Raw genomic sequence first — 16,435 nt, forward strand, 5'->3', positions numbered from 1 at the left:
CGCCCCGCCCGGCTCCCGGGCGGGGCGGTCGCGGGCCGCGGGGGATCAGCCCTGGAGGGTGTCCAGCGTGGCCTCCAGGCCGGCCGCCGACCGCGGCGCGCGGTTGTGCGGGAGCTTCGCGAGGGCGGCCGCCATCCCGCAGGTGTTGCTCACTGCGGAGTAGACGAGGCCGGCGCCGATGCCCGCCGACAGCCATCGCGCCGCCGGGAGGCGCCGGCCTGCCACCAGGCCCGCCACGACCAGGGAGCCGGCCGCGAGGCGCACCTGGCGCTCCATCGGCCAGGTCGCACGGGCGCCCGACGGACGGTCCAGCCCGTGGCCGTCGCCCTCCCAGGCGGAGGTCCCGCCCGTCAGGGCGGTGGCGTCGATGTCGGCGTCGGCGAGGATCTCGCAGGCCCGGGTGGACCGTACGCCGGAAGCGCACACCACCAGCAGGGAGCCACGGGCCGAGGCCGACTTCAGGGCGGGCACCGCCTCGGGAAGCCGGTCCAGCGGCACGTTCAGGGCGCCGGGCACGTGTCCGGACGCGTACTCGCCGGGAGCCCGTACGTCGATGACGGTGAACTCCTCCAGGCGGGCCGCGGCCTCGGAGGGGGAGAGGGAGGCGGGGCTGATCACGAGCGGGGTTTCCTTTCGGTCGCCGGTGCGGGGTCGGCCGGGGTCCTGCTCACCCCGGCGCCCCGACGTCAACAATACCCCTAGGGGTATAAAGCTCCGGTTCGGTGCGGCTGACGGTACGGCGCCTCCGGCCGGAGCAACTCCATGCCCCTGCCCCGAAGCTCTTCCGGAATGCAGGCGTCCGTCACCTTCCGCCGGATAGTCTGCCGGGCATGACTGAGCAGCTGGAATCCATGCCCACCGACTGGCACCGGGCGCTGGCGGTGGTCGCCCACCCCGACGACCTGGAGTACGGCTGTGCCGCCGCGGTGGCCGGCTGGACCGACGAGGGGCGCGAGGTCATCTACGTCATGGCGAGCCGTGGCGAGGCCGGTATCGACACGATCGCCCCCGCCGAGTGTGCTCCGCTGCGCGAGCGGGAGCAGCGGGCGAGCGCCGCCGTCGTCGGTGTCAAGACGGTGGAGTTCCTCAGTCACCCTGACGGCGTCATCGAGTACGGCACGGCTCTGCGCCGGGACATCGCCGCCGCCGTCCGCCGGTACAGGCCCGAGCTTCTCATCACCCTCAACCACCGTGACACCTGGGGCGGCGTCGCCTGGAACACGCCCGACCACCTCGCCGTCGGCCGGGCGACCCTGGACGCCGCCGGTGACGCGGGGAACCGCTGGATCTTCCCGGAGCTGGGCGAGCAGGGCCTCGAACCGTGGGACGGGGTGCGCTGGGTCGCCGTCGCGGGCACCGACCGGCCCACCCACGCCGTCGACGCGGCACCGGGATTCGAGCGTTCCGTGCAGTCGCTGCTGGCTCACCGCACCTACATCGAGGTGCTGACGGACGAGGACCCCGAGGCGTACTGCCGCACCTTCCTGTCGGACCTCAACGCGGCGGCGGCCGAGCGGTTCGGCGGTCGCCCGGCGGTCACCTTCGAGGTCTTCCCGCGCTGAGCCGCCCCGTCGCTCCTCGGAGTGGACCGACCGCCGGCCGGGGAGCAACTGATTGACAAACGACCTTGCCGATTCTGCAATGGACGGCATGAAGGAACAGAATCAGGACGACCCCGAGCTCGACGCCGTACTCACCGGGGTCGGCCCGCGGCTGCGCCGTCTGCGCAAGGACCGCAGCGTCACGCTCGCCGCGCTGTCCGAGGCCACCGGCATCTCCGTCTCCACCCTCTCCCGCCTCGAATCGGGTGGGCGGCGCCCCAGTCTGGAGCTGCTGCTCCCGATCGCCCGGGCCCACGAGGTGCCGCTCGACGACCTCGTCGGTGCCCCGCCGGTCGGTGATCCGCGCGTCAAGGCGAAGCCGATCGTCCAGGGGGCGAAGACCTCCCTTCCCCTCACCGCCAGGCCGGGCGGGCTCCAGGCGTACAAGGTCATCCAGGAGGCCCCCTGCACGGAGACCCCCGAGCAGCGCACCCATGAGGGGTACGAGTGGCTGTACGTGCTCAACGGCCGGCTGCGCCTCAAGCTCGCCGACCACGACCTGGTGCTGGCCCCCGGTGAGGCCGCCGAGTTCGACACACGGCTGCCGCACTGGTTCGGCCCCGCGGGCGACGAGCCGGTCGAGTTCATCAGTCTGTTCGGGCCGCAGGGGGAGCGCATGCACGTGAGGGCCAGGCCGAAACGTTCGTGACCGGTGCCGGACCGACAGGCGAGAGGTGTTCCCAGACCGGCAAGCGACCGCTTAGTATGCGCCGGAGCAGTGGTAATGCCGACAGTGTTGTGGAGGCCCCTCATGCAGGCATGGCGAGTGCACCGGAACGGCGAGCCGAGCGAGGTGATGGAGCTCGAGGAGACGGACCGGCCGACGCCCGGGGACGGGCAGGTGCTGCTCGAGGTACGCGCGGCGAACATCAACTTCCCCGACGCGCTGCTCTGCCGCGGCCAGTACCAGGTGAGGCCCCCGCTGCCGTTCACCCCCGGTGTGGAGATCTGCGGCGAGACGTCGGACGGCCGGCGGGTGCTCGCCACCCCCGCACTCCCGCAGGGCGGGTTCGCCGAGTACGTCGTCGCGGACGAGGCTGCCCTGCTCCCGGCCCCCGACGCCCTGGACGACGCCGAAGCCGCCGCACTGCACATCGGTTACCAGACCGGCTGGTTCGGCCTGCACCGGCGCGCACACCTGCAGGCCGGTGAGACGCTGCTGGTGCACGCGGCCGCGGGGGGCGTCGGCAGCGCGGCGGTCCAGCTCGGCAAGGCTGCCGGCGCCACCGTCATCGGGGTCGTCGGCGGACCTGAGAAGGCCGCGATCGCCCGTGAACTGGGCTGCGACCTCGTCATCGACCGCCGGAGCGAGGACATCGTCGCGGCGGTGAAGGAGGCCACGGGCGGACGCGGCGCCGATGTCGTCTACGACCCGGTCGGCGGTGACGCCTACGCCAAGTCGGTCAAGTGCATCGCCTTCGAAGGCCGCGTCGTCGTGGTGGGCTTCGCGAGCGGCACCATCCCCGCGCCCGGACTCAACCACGCCCTGGTGAAGAACTACTCGATCGCCGGACTCCACTGGGGTCTCTACAACACGAAGGACCCCGCCGCCGTACGTGCCTGCCACGACGAGCTCACCAAGCTCGCCGCGCAGGGCGTCATCAAGCCGCTGATCAGCGAGCGTGTGCCCATGGCCGACGCGGCGCGAGCGGTCCAGCGCGTGGCCGACGGCACCAGCACCGGCCGGATCGTCGTCCTGCCGTCAGGAGGCACCCGATGAGCACCGCCATCGACGCGGCACAGATCCGCGGTCTCACCCAGGAGCTGCTGGCGGCCCACCCGCCGGCGACCACCGGACGTGCGGACTTCCTCGCGGCACGCTTCGACGCGGGCCTGGCCTGGGTGCACTATCCCGTCGGGCTCGGAGGACTGGACGCGCCGCGTTCCCTGCAGCCCGTCGTCGACGCCGAACTCGCGGCCGCCGGCGCCCCTGACAACGACCCCCGCCGCATCGGCATCGGCCTCGGCATGGCCGCCCCGACGATCCTCGGTTACGGGACCGACGAGCAGAAGGCGCGCTTCCTGCGGCCGCTGTGGATCGGCGAGGAGGTCTGGTGCCAGCTCTTCAGTGAGCCCGGTGCAGGATCCGACCTCGCGGCGCTGGGTACGCGCGCGGTCAGGGACGGCGACGACTGGGTGGTCGACGGGCAGAAGGTCTGGACGTCCAGCGCCCATGTGGCCCGCTGGGCGATCCTGATCGCCCGCACCGACCCGGACGTCCCCAAGCACCGCGGCATCAGCTACTTCATCTGCGACATGACCGATCCCGGTGTCGAGGTGCGGCCACTGCGCCAGATCACCGGTGAGGCCGAGTTCAACGAGGTCTTCCTCACCGGCGTGCGCATCCCGGACAGCAGGCGGCTGGGACCCGTGGGCGACGGCTGGAAGGTCGCCCAGACCACCCTGATGAACGAGCGCGTCTCGATCGGCGGAGCCCGCATCCCCCGCGAGGGCGGCATGATCGGCACCGTCGCGAAGACCTGGCGGGAACAGCCCGCGCTGCGCACCCACGACCTTCACCAGCGGCTGCTCACGCTGTGGGTCGAGGCCGAGGTCGCCCGGCTCACGGGCGAACGGCTGCGCCAGCAGCTCGTCGCCGGCCAGCCCGGCCCCGAGGGCTCCGGCATGAAGCTCGCGTTCGCCCGCCTCAACCAGGAGATCAGCGGCCTCGAGGTCGAACTCCTCGGCGACGAAGGCCTGCTGTACGGCGACTGGACCATGCGCCGCCCCGAGATCGTCGACTTCACGGGACGCGACGCCGGTTATCGCTATCTGCGGTCCAAGGGCAATTCCATCGAGGGCGGGACCAGCGAGGTCCTGCTCAACATCGTCGCCGAGCGTGTGCTCGGTCTGCCCGTCGAACCGCGTAACGACAAGGACGTCGCCTGGAAGGATCTTTCCCGATGACCACACAGACCGAAGGCCAGGCGCCCGACCTCCTCTACTCGGAGGCGGAGGAGGACCTGCGCTCCGCCGTGCGGTCGCTGCTCGCCGACCGCGCCGACGCGCCGGCCGTGATCGCCGGGATCGAGTCCGACACGCCGTACGACCTGCGGCTGTGGGAATCACTCGCCGCCGGGATCGGGGCGGCCGGACTGCTGGTGCCGGAGAAGCTCGGCGGTCAGGGAGCCGGCCACCGTGAGGCCGCGGTGGTCCTGGAGGAGCTCGGCCGCAGCGTCGCTCCTGCGCCCTACCTGACGAGTGCCGTCGTCGCGACCGAGATCCTCCTCGCGCTCGGCATCCAGGACGGTCCGGCCGCCGGACTCCTCGGCGAGCTGGCGGCGGGCAGCAGGACCGCGGTCCTGGCCCTGCCGTTCGCCACACCTCCCTCCGACGGAGCCGCGACGCTGACCGGCACCCTGGAGCGGACCGTGACCGGCGTCGCGGAGGCGGCGGCGGCCGATGTCCTGCTGGTCCCGACCGCCGACGGGCTGTACGCGGTGGAGACCGGAGGGGACGGCGTCACCGTCGAGCCGCTCGTCGCGCTGGACCTCACCCGGCCCCTCGCGAAGATCACCCTGGCCGGGGCCACCGGGACCCGGCTCGCCGAGGCGGGTCCCGCGGGGGAGGCCGTCGGCAGGGGACTGCTCGCCGGCGCCGGGCTGCTCGCCTCGGAGCAGCTCGGACTGGCCGAGTGGTGTCTGACCGAGACCGTCCGCCACACCCGTGAACGCCATCAGTTCAACCGGCCGGTGGGCTCTTTCCAGTCGCTCAAGCACCGGATGGCTCAGCTCTGGCTGGAGGTCGTCTCCGCGCGCGCCGCCGCACGCAACGCCGCCGACGCGCTGGCGACCGGCAGCCCGGACGCCCCGCTCGCGGTGGCCGTGGCACAGGCCTACTGCTCCGGGGTCGCGGTGCACGCGGCGGAGGAGTGCGTCCAGCTGCACGGCGGGATCGGCATGACCTGGGAGCATCCCGCGCACCTGTACCTGAAGCGGGCCAAGGCCGACTCGATCGCGTTCGGGACCGCGGGACGTCACCGGGAGTCCGTCGCCGGCCTGGTGGAGCTCCCGGCTCCGTAGTGCGGGCCATGGCGGGGGTGCACGTGACCGATCGCGTGCACCCCCGCGCGCTCATGTCCGGCGCCCCACCGGAGTGGGCGGTGGGCAGGGGAACAGCAGGCGGGGCACAACCGACGCGCGGACGACGACGGATCCAACTCTTGGCAGGTACCTGCCTTTCCTTGCGTCCGCGCCTCCATACTCGTCGCGTCCCCCCGCCCGCTCTGCCCGCCCCACCGCTTCAGGGAGACCCCATGGCACACCTGACCCGTCGCAGAGTCGTCACCACCGCCCTCGCCACCACCGCAGCAGGCGTGTTCATCCCTGCCCAGGCCGCCGCCGCCACGCCCGCGCGCCCTCATCGCCCGCGACCGCTGGCAAGGGCCCACGCCCACAACGACTACCTGCACGCACGTCCGCTCCACGACGCGCTCGCGCACGGCTTCACCAGCGTCGAGGCGGACATCTTCCTCGTCGACGGCGAACTGCTCGTCGCCCACGAGGCCGGGAGCCTGGACCCCGCACGCACCCTCGTCTCGCTCTACCTCGACCCCCTGCTGGCCCGGGTCCGCGCCCACCACGGCACCGTCCACGCCGGGTACCCCGATCCGCTGCACCTGCTGATCGACATCAAGTCCGACGGCGCCGCCACCTACCTCGCACTCGACCGGGTGCTCCGCCGTTACCGTGCGATCCTCAGCAGCTCCGTCCACGGTCGGGTCCGCACCGGGGCGGTCACCCCCGTCATCTCGGGAGACCGCGCGGCCAGGACCCCGATGGAGGCGCAGACCACCCGGTACGCCTTCTACGACGGCCGGCCGGAGGACCTCGGCACCGCGGCACCTGCCTCCTTCATGCCGCTGATCAGCGGCAACTGGAGCACGATCTTCGGCTGGCGGGGGACCGGCCCCTTCCCCGCCGCCGAGCGGGACCTGCTCCGTACGTCCGTCGCTGCGGCCCACGCGAGGGGGCAACGGGTCCGTTTCTGGGGTACGCCCGACCTCGCGGGTCCGGAGCGGGACGCCGTGTGGACCGAGCTCGTCGCAGCGGGCGTCGACCACCTCAACACCGACGATCTGGCAGGGCTGGAGACCTTCCTCCGACGCCGCGAGCGGGGCGGGCGCCCGCGCGGCTGACCCGCGTCGGAGGGCGAGCCCCGTCACCGTGCGTGAACACCCGTTCGGCGGACACGCCAGTGCGCCGAACGGCCCGGCTGCTGCGCCACACTGGCCGCCGAATGCCGCAATTCCGGCGCGGCGGAGGAGGTTGGCCATGGCCGTTTCGATCTCAGTGGTGTTGCTCCTGCTGGTCCTCGCAGCGATCTTCCTGCGCAACGGGGGGCTCAAGATCTCGCACGCGATCGTGTGCGCCCTGCTGGGATTCCTCCTCGCGGGGACCAGCATGGCTCCTACCATCCACGAAGGGATCACCGCGACCGCGGACGTCGTCAGCGGCCTGCGGCCCTGACACCGCGCACCGTCCGGGTGCGGGAGAATGTCGACCGATCGTGGCACAGCGCGGCACGGGGCCCGGCCGGGGCGATACCGTCGTCCGAGGGCCCCTGCGCGCGCTTCGTCGACATGGCTTGGACCTGACCGCTCCTCGCCACGCACCTGGAGAACGCAGCAATGTCATACCCGCCCCCCGGACGCCAGTCGGGCGCCGCCCACCACGAGTACTGCAACAACGCCCTGTGCTGCCGCTGCCAGCAGCGTCAGTGGACGACGAAGTACGGGGACGAACGCCTGTGCGGTCCCTGCGCCGCCTGCTGTCGCGACTGCGGCCGGGCGCCCGCACCCCACCTGGACGGGCTCGACGACGGACTCTGCGCGGAGTGCCGGGGCCGGTGCGGCCGGTGCCAGCGGGTACTTCCCCCCGAGGGTCCCTGCTCCTGCCGGGAGTGGCGCCAGCGAGCGGGCGGAGACCCGGTCGGATACATCCTCCAGGCGCTCCCGCAACCGCTGGTCCAGGCGCTCGGCCACCGCCACCCGCGCACCGTCCACGACCTGATCCACCAGGAACTCGGCCGGCGCACCCCCGACCAGCTCCTGGAGCGGCTCGAACGCCGGTGGAACGTCCGCTGGTCGCACGCCCTGCACGAGAAGGACGAGGACGGCCGGCGCCGCTGGGCCCCGCAGGAGGTCGCCGAGGCGCTCGTGGGCCCAGGACACTGCGCGAATCCCCAGTGCGAGGACGGCTACCTGCTCACCACCGACACACCGTGCGGCCAGTGCCTGCGCCCGACGCACCGCTTCGTCACGTCGGTGGCCGACCGCACGGCGACCACGGACCACGCCCGCGCGTCGGCGGCCCGGATCCGGCGGGCGCTCGTGGAGGGCCGCTCCACCAAGCCGGGCAAGCGGCGGCCGACGGGCTGAACCCTCTCAGCCACTGTCCAGCGCGCCCCGCACCAGCGCGGCGGCCAGCACGGCCGGATCCTCGCCGTTCGCCAGCCGGAGCAGCTCGTCCGGTTCCGTGGGCAGCCCCAGCCGTTCCGCGCCCTGGAGGGCCTTGGCGTCGAGGTGCGGTGCTGTCTCCGGCCACACCGACTGCACCTCGCGCAGGAAGATGTCGGCACCGGCCGGCCCTATCCCGGGGAAGCGGCGGAGGCCCGCGCCCAGCATGTCCGTGTCACCCTGGGCCTCCCGGCGCAGGCGGCGCAGATCGCCTCCGTGCGCGTCGAGCAGGAGGAGAGCCTCCTCCCCGAGCTGGGTGGACGTCCGCTCGTCGAACCGTCGGTAGCCGCCCTCGCCCAGCGCATCGACGCGCTCCTGCCACGTGGCGTCGGCCATACGGCGTGGGGTCCGCAGCCCGTGCGAGAAGAGCGCCCGCGCCGAGGCCACCGCGATCTCCGCTCGGATCCGTGCGGAGAGCAGATGGCTCAGGACCAGCAGCTGGTACAGCGGCCGGGGGGTGTCCCGCAGCCGGATCCCGGCCTCGCCTGCGTATGTGGTGCCGTGCCGCTCCAGCAGCTCCTCCAGGGTCCCGCGCGCGCTCACGTGAAGCCGAAGACACGGGCGATGAAGTAACCGGCGACCACGAGCGAGCCCAGCAGCACCACAGCCGCCCAGACCCCAGGGTGTTCCCAGATCCCTCCGTCGGGGCGCTCGACGTGTGCTTCGCTTATGCAGCCCTCGGCGGGAGGCGTCTCCCCGGGCGGCGTGAGTGAGATAGCCATACGTCAACCATCCTCCCGAGTGGCCGTATCCGCGAGGCCGCTGCCGATGGCGGCACCCGCGTACGTCCGTACGGAGTCCGACCGGGCCCCGAAGCGCTGCGGCACCGCGCTTCGGGGCACCGTCAAGGAATGCCTGCCGTTTCCACGCCCGAGCCCGTCGTCAAACTCGTCCAGCGCACCACCGAGCCGGCCGCGGTCCAGACGCTCCGGTCGACGGCGGCGGCCGTCATCGCCTTCGTGGTGGCCCAGTGGGTCCTGCCCGATCCGCACCCTTCACCGCTGACCGCCCCTCTCACCGCCCTCCTCGTGGTCCAGGTGACGCTCTACGCCACGCTCACCACCGGTATCCGCCGTGTGAACGCCGTCGTCGTCGGGGTCCTGATCTCCGGCGGCTTCAGTGCCCTGGTGGGACTGAGCTGGTGGAGCCTGGGGCTGACGATCTTCACCTCCCTGCTGATCGGACGTCTGGTCCGGGTCAACGAATTCGTGCCCGAGGTGGCGATCAGCGCGATGCTCGTCCTCGGCGTCTCGCAGGTGGCTGCGAGTGCCTGGCTGCGTGTGCTGGAGACACTCATCGGTGCCGGGGTGGGACTACTCTTCAACCTCCTGCTGGCACCGCCCGTCTGGGTCGAGTCGGCCGGCGTCTCCATCGGCGGACTCGGGAAGAGGATGGGCACGATGTTCCGGGCCCTGGGGGAGGAGGTCGGCGGCAACCACCCGGTGAGGGAGGCCGCCGCGCGTCTGCACGAGGCACGCCGGCTGGACCACGACATCGTCGAGGTCGACGCGTCCCTGCGGCAGGCCGAGGAGAGCCTGATGCTCAACCCCCGCGTCAGACAGGGGCTGCTCTCCCGTGTCGTCCTGCGGACCGGCCTCGACACGCTGGAGATCTGCGCCGTGGTACTGCGCGTCCTGACCCGCACCCTCACCGACCTCGCGAAGGCACGCACCGACGAGGCGCTCTTCCCCGAGGACGTGGCCAGGGGCCTCAGGGAGCTGTTCGGTCACATGTCCGACGCCATCGAAGGATTCGCCGTCATGATCACCACCCCGCTGGCCGAGAGCGGCGAGGAGGCCGAGGAAGTGCTGGCCGACGCGCTCGCCCGCAGCCGCGCCGCGCGCGACCACATCGCGGATCTCCTGCTGGAGGACGTGCAGGAACACCCCAGGCAGTGGCAGTTGCACGGTGCACTGCTCGCGGAGGTGGACCGCATCCTCGACGAGCTCGACATCGAGAAGCGCACCGAACGGCTGGGCGAGGAGCTGGACCGCCGCTCCGCAGAGGCCCACGAACGCCACCCGCGTCTGCGGGCCATGTCCCGCCGGCTCCGCGGCGTGACGCCGGCGCGCCTGCGGCTCGGCGAGTGAGCGCCGTCAGTCCCGTGAACGGCGCCGGTGGCTCGTGTCGCACCACGGGTACATACGGCTGCGGCGGCACATGCAGACGGCCACGACGAAACGGTCGGAGACGGCCGCACTGCCGTCCGCGCAGACGACCTCCACCGGCCCCTCGACGAGCAGCGGCCCCTCGTCGCCGAGTGTGATCCGGCAGGGGTGTTCAGGCTTGTTCGGCACGGATGACCACCAGTTCCTCCGCCGTCTCCCCGCGGCCGACCATGCCCGTCTCCCTGAGCCAGCTCAGCCGGGAGCGCAGGACGGGTCCGAGCGGGACCAGGGCCCGGTCGCTCACCCGGGCCCGCAGTCCCGCCGACGCGAGCCGGCTCAGGGTCATCTCGCTGTCGCAGAGGCCGGAGTGCACGAGCAGGAGACGGCCGCCGGGGCGCAGCGCGGCCGGGGCGGTCTCGCAGACCCGGTCGAGGACCGCCCGGCCGTCGCAACCCGCCTCCCAGGCCCGCGCCGCACCGTGTCCGGGCAGCCGCCCCACAGGCGACGGCACATACGGCGGGTTGCAGATGACCAGGTCGTAGGACCGGCCCGGCAGCGCCGAGAACAGGTCACTGCGCCGAACGCTGATCCGCCGCCGGTGCAGGAGGGCGTTGAGCCGGGCGGTCATGACGGACCGGCGGGCGATGTCCACGGCAGTCACCCGCGCACCCACGCGCGCCGCGTGCAGGGCCAGCGCGCCGCTGCCGGTCCCGACATCCAGCACCTCGGTGCCCGGACCGATGTCCTCCCGGTTCAGGGCGGCCATGAGCAGGCGGGTGTCGTGCTGGGGCGCGTACACCCCGGGAAGGGTCATCAACCGGGTGGGACGGGTGTCCTGTGTCATGTCTGCGGACATCTGCGTTTCCCTTCGATGCTGATCCTGCGGGCGGCCGGGCGGGGTCAGGACCGCCAGTCCGCCAACAGCCGGTCCCCGAGCCGGTCCTCGAGGAACGAGGTGGCGCCGATGCCGAACGCGATGTCGGCCGCCAGGGCGGGTTCGTCGTCGAGCAGGCCGCCGATCACGTCGCGGCGCACCACCTGCTCGTGGACCGCGTCCGCTTCGACGTGCTCGGTGTAGAAGAACTCCGCGGCCGGGCCCGCTCCGGTGCGTTTCATGGCGTGGGCGAGACGGCGGGATGCGGGGGAGGAGGTGATCTCGACGGCGGCGAAATGGCCCACCAGCGCTCCGCGCAGCCCGCGGTGCAGGCCGAACATCGACATCATGTTCACCAGGGCCAGCATGGGAGCGCGGCCCTCGTCCACGTAGCGGCCGTACGTGGCGTCGAGGCCCAGATCGGTCATCAGACCGGCGAACAGCTGGGCGTGCACGCGGTCGGCGCGTCCTGCGCCGAACTCGTCGTACTCGATCGCCGCCATGCCCGCCTTGGCGCGGCCGCTGAGCCGGGGGAGCACCCAGGCGTGCGGGTCGGCCTCCTTGAGGTGGTACAGCGAGCGCTGCATCGCGTAGTCACGCACATGGCGCAACTCGCCCTGCTCCTGGAGGAACCAGGAGACGCCGGATCCGTGGACGGGTTCCACCAGGAGAGCGGCCAGCGCTTCGTCGAGGTCCGCGGCCACGGGGGCGTCGCGCCGCACGGCGGCCAGGAAGCGGTCCTCCAGTGCCGCGCGCACCGCCAGCAGCGGGGGGTCCCACTCCAACTCGGGGCGCACTCCCGCGAAACCCCGGTAGTGAAGCTCGTAGCAGACGTAGAGGGCGAGCTGGAGGTCCTCGCCGTAGGGGTCGGCGGCCCCGGCGGCCTCAGGATCCGGCAGGGCGCCCTCGTCCCGCAGACGGCCGGTCACCCCTGCGGAGAGCGGCCCGCGGGCCCGCGGAAGAGAAGGGCCTGTGCGCTGAGCTGACATCGGCTTCCTCCTGCCCCGGCGTGCCCGGAGTCACGTGGACGACCGTGATCGACTGTACGCCGGACGGCCGGGTCCGGCGCGTCCTCACAGCTGACCCCGGGAACGGGCCTACGAGCGCGCCTTCTCCGCCGTCCAACGCAGGAGCCGGTCCAGGGGCCAGGTGGTGACGACCCGCTCCTCGGGGACCTCGCACTCCTCCGCCCGCGCGCAGCCGTAGATCTGCCAGTCCAGCTGACCCGGGGCGTGCGCGTCCGTGTCGATCGAGAACAGCGCTCCCGAGTCGACAGCCTGCCTGAGGAGAGCGCGCGGCGGATCGAGCCGTTCCGGGCGGCAGTTGATCTCCACCGCCGTGCCCGCCTCGGCACACGCGGCGAAGACCCGCTCGGCGTCGAACTCCGACTGCGGACGCGTCTTCCCACCGAGGAGCCGTCCCGTGCAGTGCCCCAGGATGTCCGCGTGCGGACTGCGCACGGCCGCGAGCATCCGCTCCGTCATCGCCGCCCTGTCCATGCGCAGCTTCGAGTGGACCGACACGACCACCACGTCGAGTCGCTCCAGCACGTCGGGGTCCTGGTCGAGGGATCCGTCGGCCAGGATGTCGCACTCGATCCCGGTGAGCAGACGGAAGGGCGCCCACTGCTCGTTGAGTTCCGCCACGACCGCCAACTGGTCGAGCAGGCGCCCGGTCGAGAGCCCGTTGGCCACGGTCAGCCTCGGGGAATGGTCCGTGAGCACCGCCCACTCGTGACCCAGCTCGATCGCCGTACGGCCCATCTCGGCGATCGGGCTGCCTCCGTCGGACCAGTCCGAGTGCAGGTGGCAGTCGCCCCGGAGGGCCGCGAGGAGCGCCTCACCGCCCGAGGCCAACGGCGCCGACGCCTCTGCCTCCAGCGACGCGAGATACCCGGGCGTCGCACCCCCGACCGCCTCACGGATCACCTTGGCCGTCTTGGGTCCGATGCCGCGCACGGTCTCCAGCGAGCCGTGCGCCACCCGCTCGGCCACCTCTTGGTCGCCCATGCCGCCGATCGCTTCCGCCGCCGTGCGGAAGGCCTTCACCCGGTACGTCGCCGCCATGGACCGCTCCAGGAGGAACGCGATCCGCCGCAGGGCCTCTGCCGGATCCATGATCAGGGCCGCGCCGTGTGTCCGGGGTGCCCGGGCGTCCGCCGGGCTTCCTTCATCTCCGCCTCGTAGACATGGCGGCGCCCGCCCAGGACCTCCTGCCTGACCCGACGCTCGACCTCGACGAACGGCCGGTAGTACGTGTCGTCGTACTCCTCCACGACCTGGAAGGTCCACCGGCCGGGAATGACGTTGCGGCCCACGATCTCCCGCTCCACCAGGTCGGCCTGCTCGGTGTGGCCCCCCATTCGGAGCAGTTCGAGTGCGCGGTCCAGCGCCAGGTCCGCACCGCCCGTGAGCTGATGGAACCCGTACAACTGCCCCCGGGCACGCTCGACGGTCTCCAGCGCCTCCGACAGCGCCCCGAGCGCCTCCACGGTCGTGTCGCCGGCCCCGGAGGGCCGTACGTGGTCTGCGTCAGGCCCGTCGGGGCCGCGGCTCTCACTCATGTCTACGACTGTGCACACGTACCCGGAGCGGCGTCCCGCCGGAACGCCGAAAGGGTGAGCGACCTTCCCCCGCCGCGCGCTCCCCGTCGAGATGCGCCGGAACCGATTCTGATCAGACTGGGTTCCATGGCAGAGAATCGTCGTGCCCGGACCGGGCACACAACGAAAACGGCAGCTCCCCGCTCCTCGTCCCGACGTGGCCCCGAGCACGCTGCCCGTGCTGCCTGCGAAAGCCTCGAGAGGCTGATCTGCCACCCCGCCGAGGGAGTGTCGGCCGTACGGCGGAAGGACGACGGCTGGTGCGTCGTCGTCGACGTGCTGGAAGTGGCCCGCATCCCGGACACGACGAGCCTGCTGGCCTCCTACGAGGTGCAGATCGACGAGCGGGGCGAGCTCATGGAATACAGCAGGGTCCGCCGCTACCGGCGTGGCTCCGCCGACGAGTGACCGCTTCGCCCCCTCATCCGGAAGGACATTCCATGACCACGACCATGTACGCCGACGAAGTCGCCCCGTGCCCGCCCAGGGCGGGCACGCTCTACGACGTCCTGGAACTCATCCTCGACCGGGGCATGGTCATCGACATCTTCGTCCGGGTGTCGCTGGTCGGCATCGAGATCCTCAAGATAGACGCGCGCATCGTCGTCGCGAGCGTGGACACCTACCTGCGCTTCGCCGAGGCGTGCAACCGGCTCGACCTGGAGCGTGACTCGGGCAGCACCACCATCCCCGAGCTGCTCGGCGGAGGCGTCGCCAAGTCGGTCGGCAAGCGCAAGGTGCGCAAGGCGGCGGAGTCCGTCGGGGACACCGTCCGCAAGGCGGTGGGCAGCGACGGCGACGACGAGGACGGCGACGAGCAGGAGGAGCGGCCCAGGAAGCGCCGGGCACCCGCGCGCGACGGGTCCAGCCGACGCCGACGCGTGGAGGCGTGAGCCGTGACCGAGAACGGCGTGTACGTCTACGCGATCATCCCGGCGGCAGAGGCCCTTCCGGCCGGCGCGGTCGGAGTGGGTGGTCCTCCGGCCCCCCTGCGGCTGGTCGGCTCCGGCAGAGTCACCGCCGTCGTGAGCGACGCGCCACCACGACTCCGTGCACGGCGCCGGGACCTGATGGCGCACCAGGACCTGTTGCTCCTCCTTTCGGGAGGCGGTCCCGTGCTGCCCATGCGGTTCGGCGTGATCGCGCCCGACGAGGCATCGGTCCGTGCCCAGCTGGCCGGATCGGAGTCCGACCACCTCGAGGCCCTCCGGCACCTCGACCGCAGTGTGGAGATCAACGTCAAGGCGCTGCCCGCCCAGGACGCCCTCGCGGCCGTCGTCGCCGAGGAGAAGAACGTACGGCGCCTGCGCGAGGAAGTCCGCCGGCGCCCCACCTACGAGGCGAACGTCCGACTGGGCGAGGCCGTGGCCACGGCGCTGTCGCGCAGGGCGGCCGACGCCGGCCAGAAGCTCCTCCGCAAGGTGACGACCCTGGCTCGCGCGGTCGCTGCCGGGCCCGAGGTGCAAGGGTGCGCGCTCAATGTCTCGTTCCTCGTCGAACAGCAGGGGAGCGATGCCTTCCTGACCACCGTGCGGCGGTTCGCCGACACCCACCGGGACCATGTCGAGCTGCGGGTCGCGGGTCCGTTGCCCTGCTACAGCTTCGTCCCCTCCCGCGGGTCGCGGAGAACGGGTGCGGGGGTCTGACATGGGACTGTTCAGCGGCCTTCTCCTGCTGCCCCTGGCACCGGTCCGCGGAGTGATCTGGGTGGCCGAGAAGGCGAACGACGCCGCCGAGCGTGAACTGCACGACCCGGGCGTGATCCGGGCGCAGCTCGCCGCGCTGAATCAGGAGCTCGAGGACGGCGTCGTCAGCCTGGAGGAGTTCGAACGGGAAGAGGAGGAACTGCTCGACCGGCTCCACGCCGTACGCGTCCGCCCCGCGCCGAACCACTGAAGGTGACTCACTCATGGAAGAACAGACGAAGGTGACGCTCGCAGCAGCTGTGGTGGGCGGATACGTGCTCGGCCGAACCAAGAAGGGCCGCTTGGCGCTCTCCGTGGCGACCTATCTGGCAGGCAGGCGATTCGGTCTGGAACCCCGCCAGCTCGCCGCCGAAGGCATGCGCCGGCTGGGCGAGATGCCTCAGTTCGCTGAGTTGCAGGACCAGCTGAAGGGCGAGGTCCTCGACTCGGGCCGTAAGGCCCTGACGGCAGCGGCCGATCGCGGCATGAACTCCCTGGCCGACGCCATCAGCGACCGGACGGCGCGGCTCGGACAGCCTGCGGAGGAAGACGGAGAGGACGAGGAGTACGAGGGCGCTTACGACGACGAGGAGCCCGAGTACGAGGACGAGGACGAGGACGAGGACGAGGACGAGGACGAGGACGAGGACGAGGAGTACGAAGAGGACGAGGAACCGGAGGAGGAGGAAGAAGAGCCGGAAGAAGAGCCGGAGGAAGAAGAGCCGGAGGAAGAGGAAGAACCGGAGGAGCCGCCGGCTGCCAAGAAGTCGGCAGCGAAGAAGGCGCCTGAGAAGACGGCGGCGGCGAGGAAGAAGTCGGCTCCCGCGAAGAAGACGGCGGCGGCGAAGAAGAAGTCCGCCCCGGCGAAGAAGGCCACAGCGAAGAAGTCGGCTCCGGCGAAGAAGGCCGCAGCGAAGAAGTCCGCCCCGGCGAAGAAGGCGGCGGCCAAGAAGTCGGCACCGGCGAAGAAGGCCGCAGCCCGGAAGGCTCCTGCCAAGAAGTCGGCACCGGCGAAGAAGTCGTCGGCCAAGAAGTCCACTTCGGCGAAGAAGACGACGTCATCGAAGCGAGCCGCTTCCCAGCGCGGCGAACGGCGGAGGTAGGCAGC

At 71.9% G+C, this 16,435-nt stretch carries 22 protein-coding genes; 14 read left to right on the forward strand and 8 right to left on the reverse strand.

All coding sequences use genetic code 11. The features are described 5' to 3' along the window. Nucleotides 1-45: 45 nt before the first annotated feature. Nucleotides 46-618, reverse strand: coding sequence for a rhodanese-like domain-containing protein (locus tag ACFC51_RS29865; protein ID WP_376414790.1), 573 nt, complete (start codon nt 616-618; stop codon nt 46-48). Nucleotides 619-830: 212 nt separating this feature from the next. On the opposite strand from ACFC51_RS29865, the gene ACFC51_RS29870 reads away from it, so the two are divergent. The 8 genes from ACFC51_RS29870 to ACFC51_RS29905 all read left to right on the forward strand — a co-directional run bounded on the left by ACFC51_RS29870 (nt 831) and on the right by ACFC51_RS29905 (nt 7,980). Then, on the forward strand, nt 831-1,562 hold the full coding sequence (locus tag ACFC51_RS29870; protein ID WP_376374417.1) for a PIG-L deacetylase family protein: 732 nt from the start codon (nt 831-833) through the stop codon (nt 1,560-1,562). Nucleotides 1,563-1,650: 88 nt separating this feature from the next. Beyond that, nucleotides 1,651-2,250 (forward strand): helix-turn-helix domain-containing protein, encoded by a 600-nt coding sequence (locus tag ACFC51_RS29875; RefSeq protein ID WP_376374420.1) that lies wholly within the window; start codon nt 1,651-1,653, stop codon nt 2,248-2,250. A gap of 102 nt (nt 2,251-2,352) precedes the next feature. After that, a complete protein-coding gene (locus ACFC51_RS29880; RefSeq protein WP_376374423.1) occupies nt 2,353-3,321 on the forward strand; it encodes an NADPH:quinone oxidoreductase family protein in 969 nt (322 codons plus the stop codon). After that, nucleotides 3,318-4,508, forward strand: coding sequence for an acyl-CoA dehydrogenase family protein (locus tag ACFC51_RS29885; RefSeq protein ID WP_376374425.1), 1,191 nt, complete (start codon nt 3,318-3,320; stop codon nt 4,506-4,508). The genes ACFC51_RS29880 and ACFC51_RS29885 overlap by 4 nt, the downstream gene beginning before the upstream one ends. Then, complete coding sequence (locus tag ACFC51_RS29890) at nt 4,505-5,623, forward strand: acyl-CoA dehydrogenase family protein (RefSeq protein WP_376374428.1); 1,119 nt, start codon at nt 4,505-4,507, stop codon at nt 5,621-5,623. The genes ACFC51_RS29885 and ACFC51_RS29890 overlap by 4 nt, the downstream gene beginning before the upstream one ends. Before the next feature lie 233 nt (nt 5,624-5,856). Continuing rightward, nucleotides 5,857-6,738: a phosphatidylinositol-specific phospholipase C/glycerophosphodiester phosphodiesterase family protein gene (locus tag ACFC51_RS29895; protein ID WP_376374430.1), complete on the forward strand. Its 882-nt coding sequence runs from the start codon at nt 5,857-5,859 to the stop codon at nt 6,736-6,738. Nucleotides 6,739-6,874: 136 nt separating this feature from the next. After that, entirely contained in the window at nt 6,875-7,069 is a 195-nt protein-coding gene (locus ACFC51_RS29900; protein WP_376374433.1) for a hypothetical protein, read from the forward strand. A 161-nt stretch (nt 7,070-7,230) separates the two neighbouring features. Further along, entirely contained in the window at nt 7,231-7,980 is a 750-nt protein-coding gene (locus ACFC51_RS29905; RefSeq protein WP_376374436.1) for a hypothetical protein, read from the forward strand. 6 nt (nt 7,981-7,986) lie between these two features. Here the strand turns inward: ACFC51_RS29905 and ACFC51_RS29910 are convergent, their stop codons facing one another. Together ACFC51_RS29910 and ACFC51_RS29915 are read right to left on the reverse strand one after the other, a co-directional pair. Next, nucleotides 7,987-8,601 (reverse strand): endonuclease, encoded by a 615-nt coding sequence (locus tag ACFC51_RS29910; protein ID WP_376531788.1) that lies wholly within the window; start codon nt 8,599-8,601, stop codon nt 7,987-7,989. Beyond that, complete coding sequence (locus ACFC51_RS29915; RefSeq protein WP_376374441.1) at nt 8,598-8,780, reverse strand: DUF6480 family protein; 183 nt, start codon at nt 8,778-8,780, stop codon at nt 8,598-8,600. Before ACFC51_RS29915 ends, ACFC51_RS29910 begins: the two co-directional genes overlap by 4 nt. 129 nt (nt 8,781-8,909) lie before the next feature. On the opposite strand from ACFC51_RS29915, the gene ACFC51_RS29920 reads away from it, so the two are divergent. Continuing rightward, nucleotides 8,910-10,148: an aromatic acid exporter family protein gene (locus tag ACFC51_RS29920; RefSeq protein ID WP_376531790.1), complete on the forward strand. Its 1,239-nt coding sequence runs from the start codon at nt 8,910-8,912 to the stop codon at nt 10,146-10,148. Nucleotides 10,149-10,154: 6 nt separating this feature from the next. Here ACFC51_RS29920 and ACFC51_RS29925 read toward each other — a convergent pair whose 3' ends face one another. From ACFC51_RS29925 to ACFC51_RS29945, 5 genes are all read right to left on the reverse strand, one after another. Next, the gene (locus tag ACFC51_RS29925) at nt 10,155-10,355 is read right to left on the reverse strand and encodes a CDGSH iron-sulfur domain-containing protein (protein WP_376531792.1); all 201 of its coding nucleotides are present in this window, start codon (nt 10,353-10,355) and stop codon (nt 10,155-10,157) included. After that, on the reverse strand, nt 10,339-11,022 hold the full coding sequence (locus tag ACFC51_RS29930; protein ID WP_376531794.1) for a HemK2/MTQ2 family protein methyltransferase: 684 nt from the start codon (nt 11,020-11,022) through the stop codon (nt 10,339-10,341). Before ACFC51_RS29930 ends, ACFC51_RS29925 begins: the two co-directional genes overlap by 17 nt. A 44-nt stretch (nt 11,023-11,066) precedes the next feature. Then, a complete protein-coding gene (locus ACFC51_RS29935) occupies nt 11,067-12,029 on the reverse strand; it encodes an iron-containing redox enzyme family protein (protein ID WP_376374451.1) in 963 nt (320 codons plus the stop codon). Between the two features lie 108 nt (nt 12,030-12,137). After that, entirely contained in the window at nt 12,138-13,157 is a 1,020-nt protein-coding gene (locus ACFC51_RS29940) for a PHP domain-containing protein (protein WP_376531796.1), read from the reverse strand. A 2-nt stretch (nt 13,158-13,159) separates the two neighbouring features. Continuing rightward, a complete protein-coding gene (locus tag ACFC51_RS29945) occupies nt 13,160-13,603 on the reverse strand; it encodes a hypothetical protein (RefSeq protein ID WP_376374456.1) in 444 nt (147 codons plus the stop codon). Between the two features lie 126 nt (nt 13,604-13,729). On the opposite strand from ACFC51_RS29945, the gene ACFC51_RS29950 reads away from it, so the two are divergent. Genes ACFC51_RS29950 through ACFC51_RS29970 form a run of 5 tightly spaced genes read left to right on the forward strand, consistent with a single transcriptional unit; the run spans nt 13,730 to nt 16,430 of the window. Next, nucleotides 13,730-14,050: a gas vesicle protein gene (locus tag ACFC51_RS29950; RefSeq protein ID WP_376374459.1), complete on the forward strand. Its 321-nt coding sequence runs from the start codon at nt 13,730-13,732 to the stop codon at nt 14,048-14,050. A 32-nt stretch (nt 14,051-14,082) separates the two neighbouring features. After that, nucleotides 14,083-14,535, forward strand: a complete 453-nt coding sequence (gvpJ, locus tag ACFC51_RS29955) for a gas vesicle protein GvpJ (protein ID WP_376374462.1) — start codon at nt 14,083-14,085, stop codon at nt 14,533-14,535. Nucleotides 14,536-14,538: 3 nt separating this feature from the next. Continuing rightward, nucleotides 14,539-15,288, forward strand: coding sequence for a GvpL/GvpF family gas vesicle protein (locus tag ACFC51_RS29960; RefSeq protein ID WP_376374465.1), 750 nt, complete (start codon nt 14,539-14,541; stop codon nt 15,286-15,288). A 1-nt stretch (nt 15,289) separates the two neighbouring features. Beyond that, nucleotides 15,290-15,538, forward strand: coding sequence for a gas vesicle protein GvpG (locus ACFC51_RS29965; protein ID WP_376374467.1), 249 nt, complete (start codon nt 15,290-15,292; stop codon nt 15,536-15,538). Nucleotides 15,539-15,551: 13 nt separating this feature from the next. After that, on the forward strand, nt 15,552-16,430 hold the full coding sequence (locus ACFC51_RS29970) for a histone protein (protein ID WP_376531798.1): 879 nt from the start codon (nt 15,552-15,554) through the stop codon (nt 16,428-16,430). Nucleotides 16,431-16,435: the final 5 nt, after the last annotated feature.

Origin of the sequence: Streptomyces sp. NPDC055962, from assembly GCF_042270185.1 — a bacterium.
Lineage (GTDB): Bacteria > Actinomycetota > Actinomycetes > Streptomycetales > Streptomycetaceae > Streptomyces.

Coding starts and splice junctions, on each gene's coding strand:
- ACFC51_RS29870 (WP_376374417.1), top strand. CDS start 831: ATGACTGAGCAGCTGGAATCCATGCCCACCGACTGGCACCGGGCGCTG.
- ACFC51_RS29875 (WP_376374420.1), top strand. CDS start 1,651: ATGAAGGAACAGAATCAGGACGACCCCGAGCTCGACGCCGTACTCACC.
- ACFC51_RS29880 (WP_376374423.1), top strand. CDS start 2,353: ATGCAGGCATGGCGAGTGCACCGGAACGGCGAGCCGAGCGAGGTGATG.
- ACFC51_RS29885 (WP_376374425.1), top strand. CDS start 3,318: ATGAGCACCGCCATCGACGCGGCACAGATCCGCGGTCTCACCCAGGAG.
- ACFC51_RS29890 (WP_376374428.1), top strand. CDS start 4,505: ATGACCACACAGACCGAAGGCCAGGCGCCCGACCTCCTCTACTCGGAG.
- ACFC51_RS29895 (WP_376374430.1), top strand. CDS start 5,857: ATGGCACACCTGACCCGTCGCAGAGTCGTCACCACCGCCCTCGCCACC.
- ACFC51_RS29900 (WP_376374433.1), top strand. CDS start 6,875: ATGGCCGTTTCGATCTCAGTGGTGTTGCTCCTGCTGGTCCTCGCAGCG.
- ACFC51_RS29905 (WP_376374436.1), top strand. CDS start 7,231: ATGTCATACCCGCCCCCCGGACGCCAGTCGGGCGCCGCCCACCACGAG.
- ACFC51_RS29915 (WP_376374441.1), bottom strand. CDS start 8,780: ATGGCTATCTCACTCACGCCGCCCGGGGAGACGCCTCCCGCCGAGGGC.
- ACFC51_RS29920 (WP_376531790.1), top strand. CDS start 8,910: ATGCCTGCCGTTTCCACGCCCGAGCCCGTCGTCAAACTCGTCCAGCGC.
- ACFC51_RS29930 (WP_376531794.1), bottom strand. CDS start 11,022: ATGTCCGCAGACATGACACAGGACACCCGTCCCACCCGGTTGATGACC.
- ACFC51_RS29935 (WP_376374451.1), bottom strand. CDS start 12,029: ATGTCAGCTCAGCGCACAGGCCCTTCTCTTCCGCGGGCCCGCGGGCCG.
- ACFC51_RS29940 (WP_376531796.1), bottom strand. CDS start 13,157: ATGGATCCGGCAGAGGCCCTGCGGCGGATCGCGTTCCTCCTGGAGCGG.
- ACFC51_RS29945 (WP_376374456.1), bottom strand. CDS start 13,603: ATGAGTGAGAGCCGCGGCCCCGACGGGCCTGACGCAGACCACGTACGG.
- ACFC51_RS29950 (WP_376374459.1), top strand. CDS start 13,730: ATGGCAGAGAATCGTCGTGCCCGGACCGGGCACACAACGAAAACGGCA.
- gvpJ (WP_376374462.1), top strand. CDS start 14,083: ATGACCACGACCATGTACGCCGACGAAGTCGCCCCGTGCCCGCCCAGG.
- ACFC51_RS29965 (WP_376374467.1), top strand. CDS start 15,290: ATGGGACTGTTCAGCGGCCTTCTCCTGCTGCCCCTGGCACCGGTCCGC.
- ACFC51_RS29970 (WP_376531798.1), top strand. CDS start 15,552: ATGGAAGAACAGACGAAGGTGACGCTCGCAGCAGCTGTGGTGGGCGGA.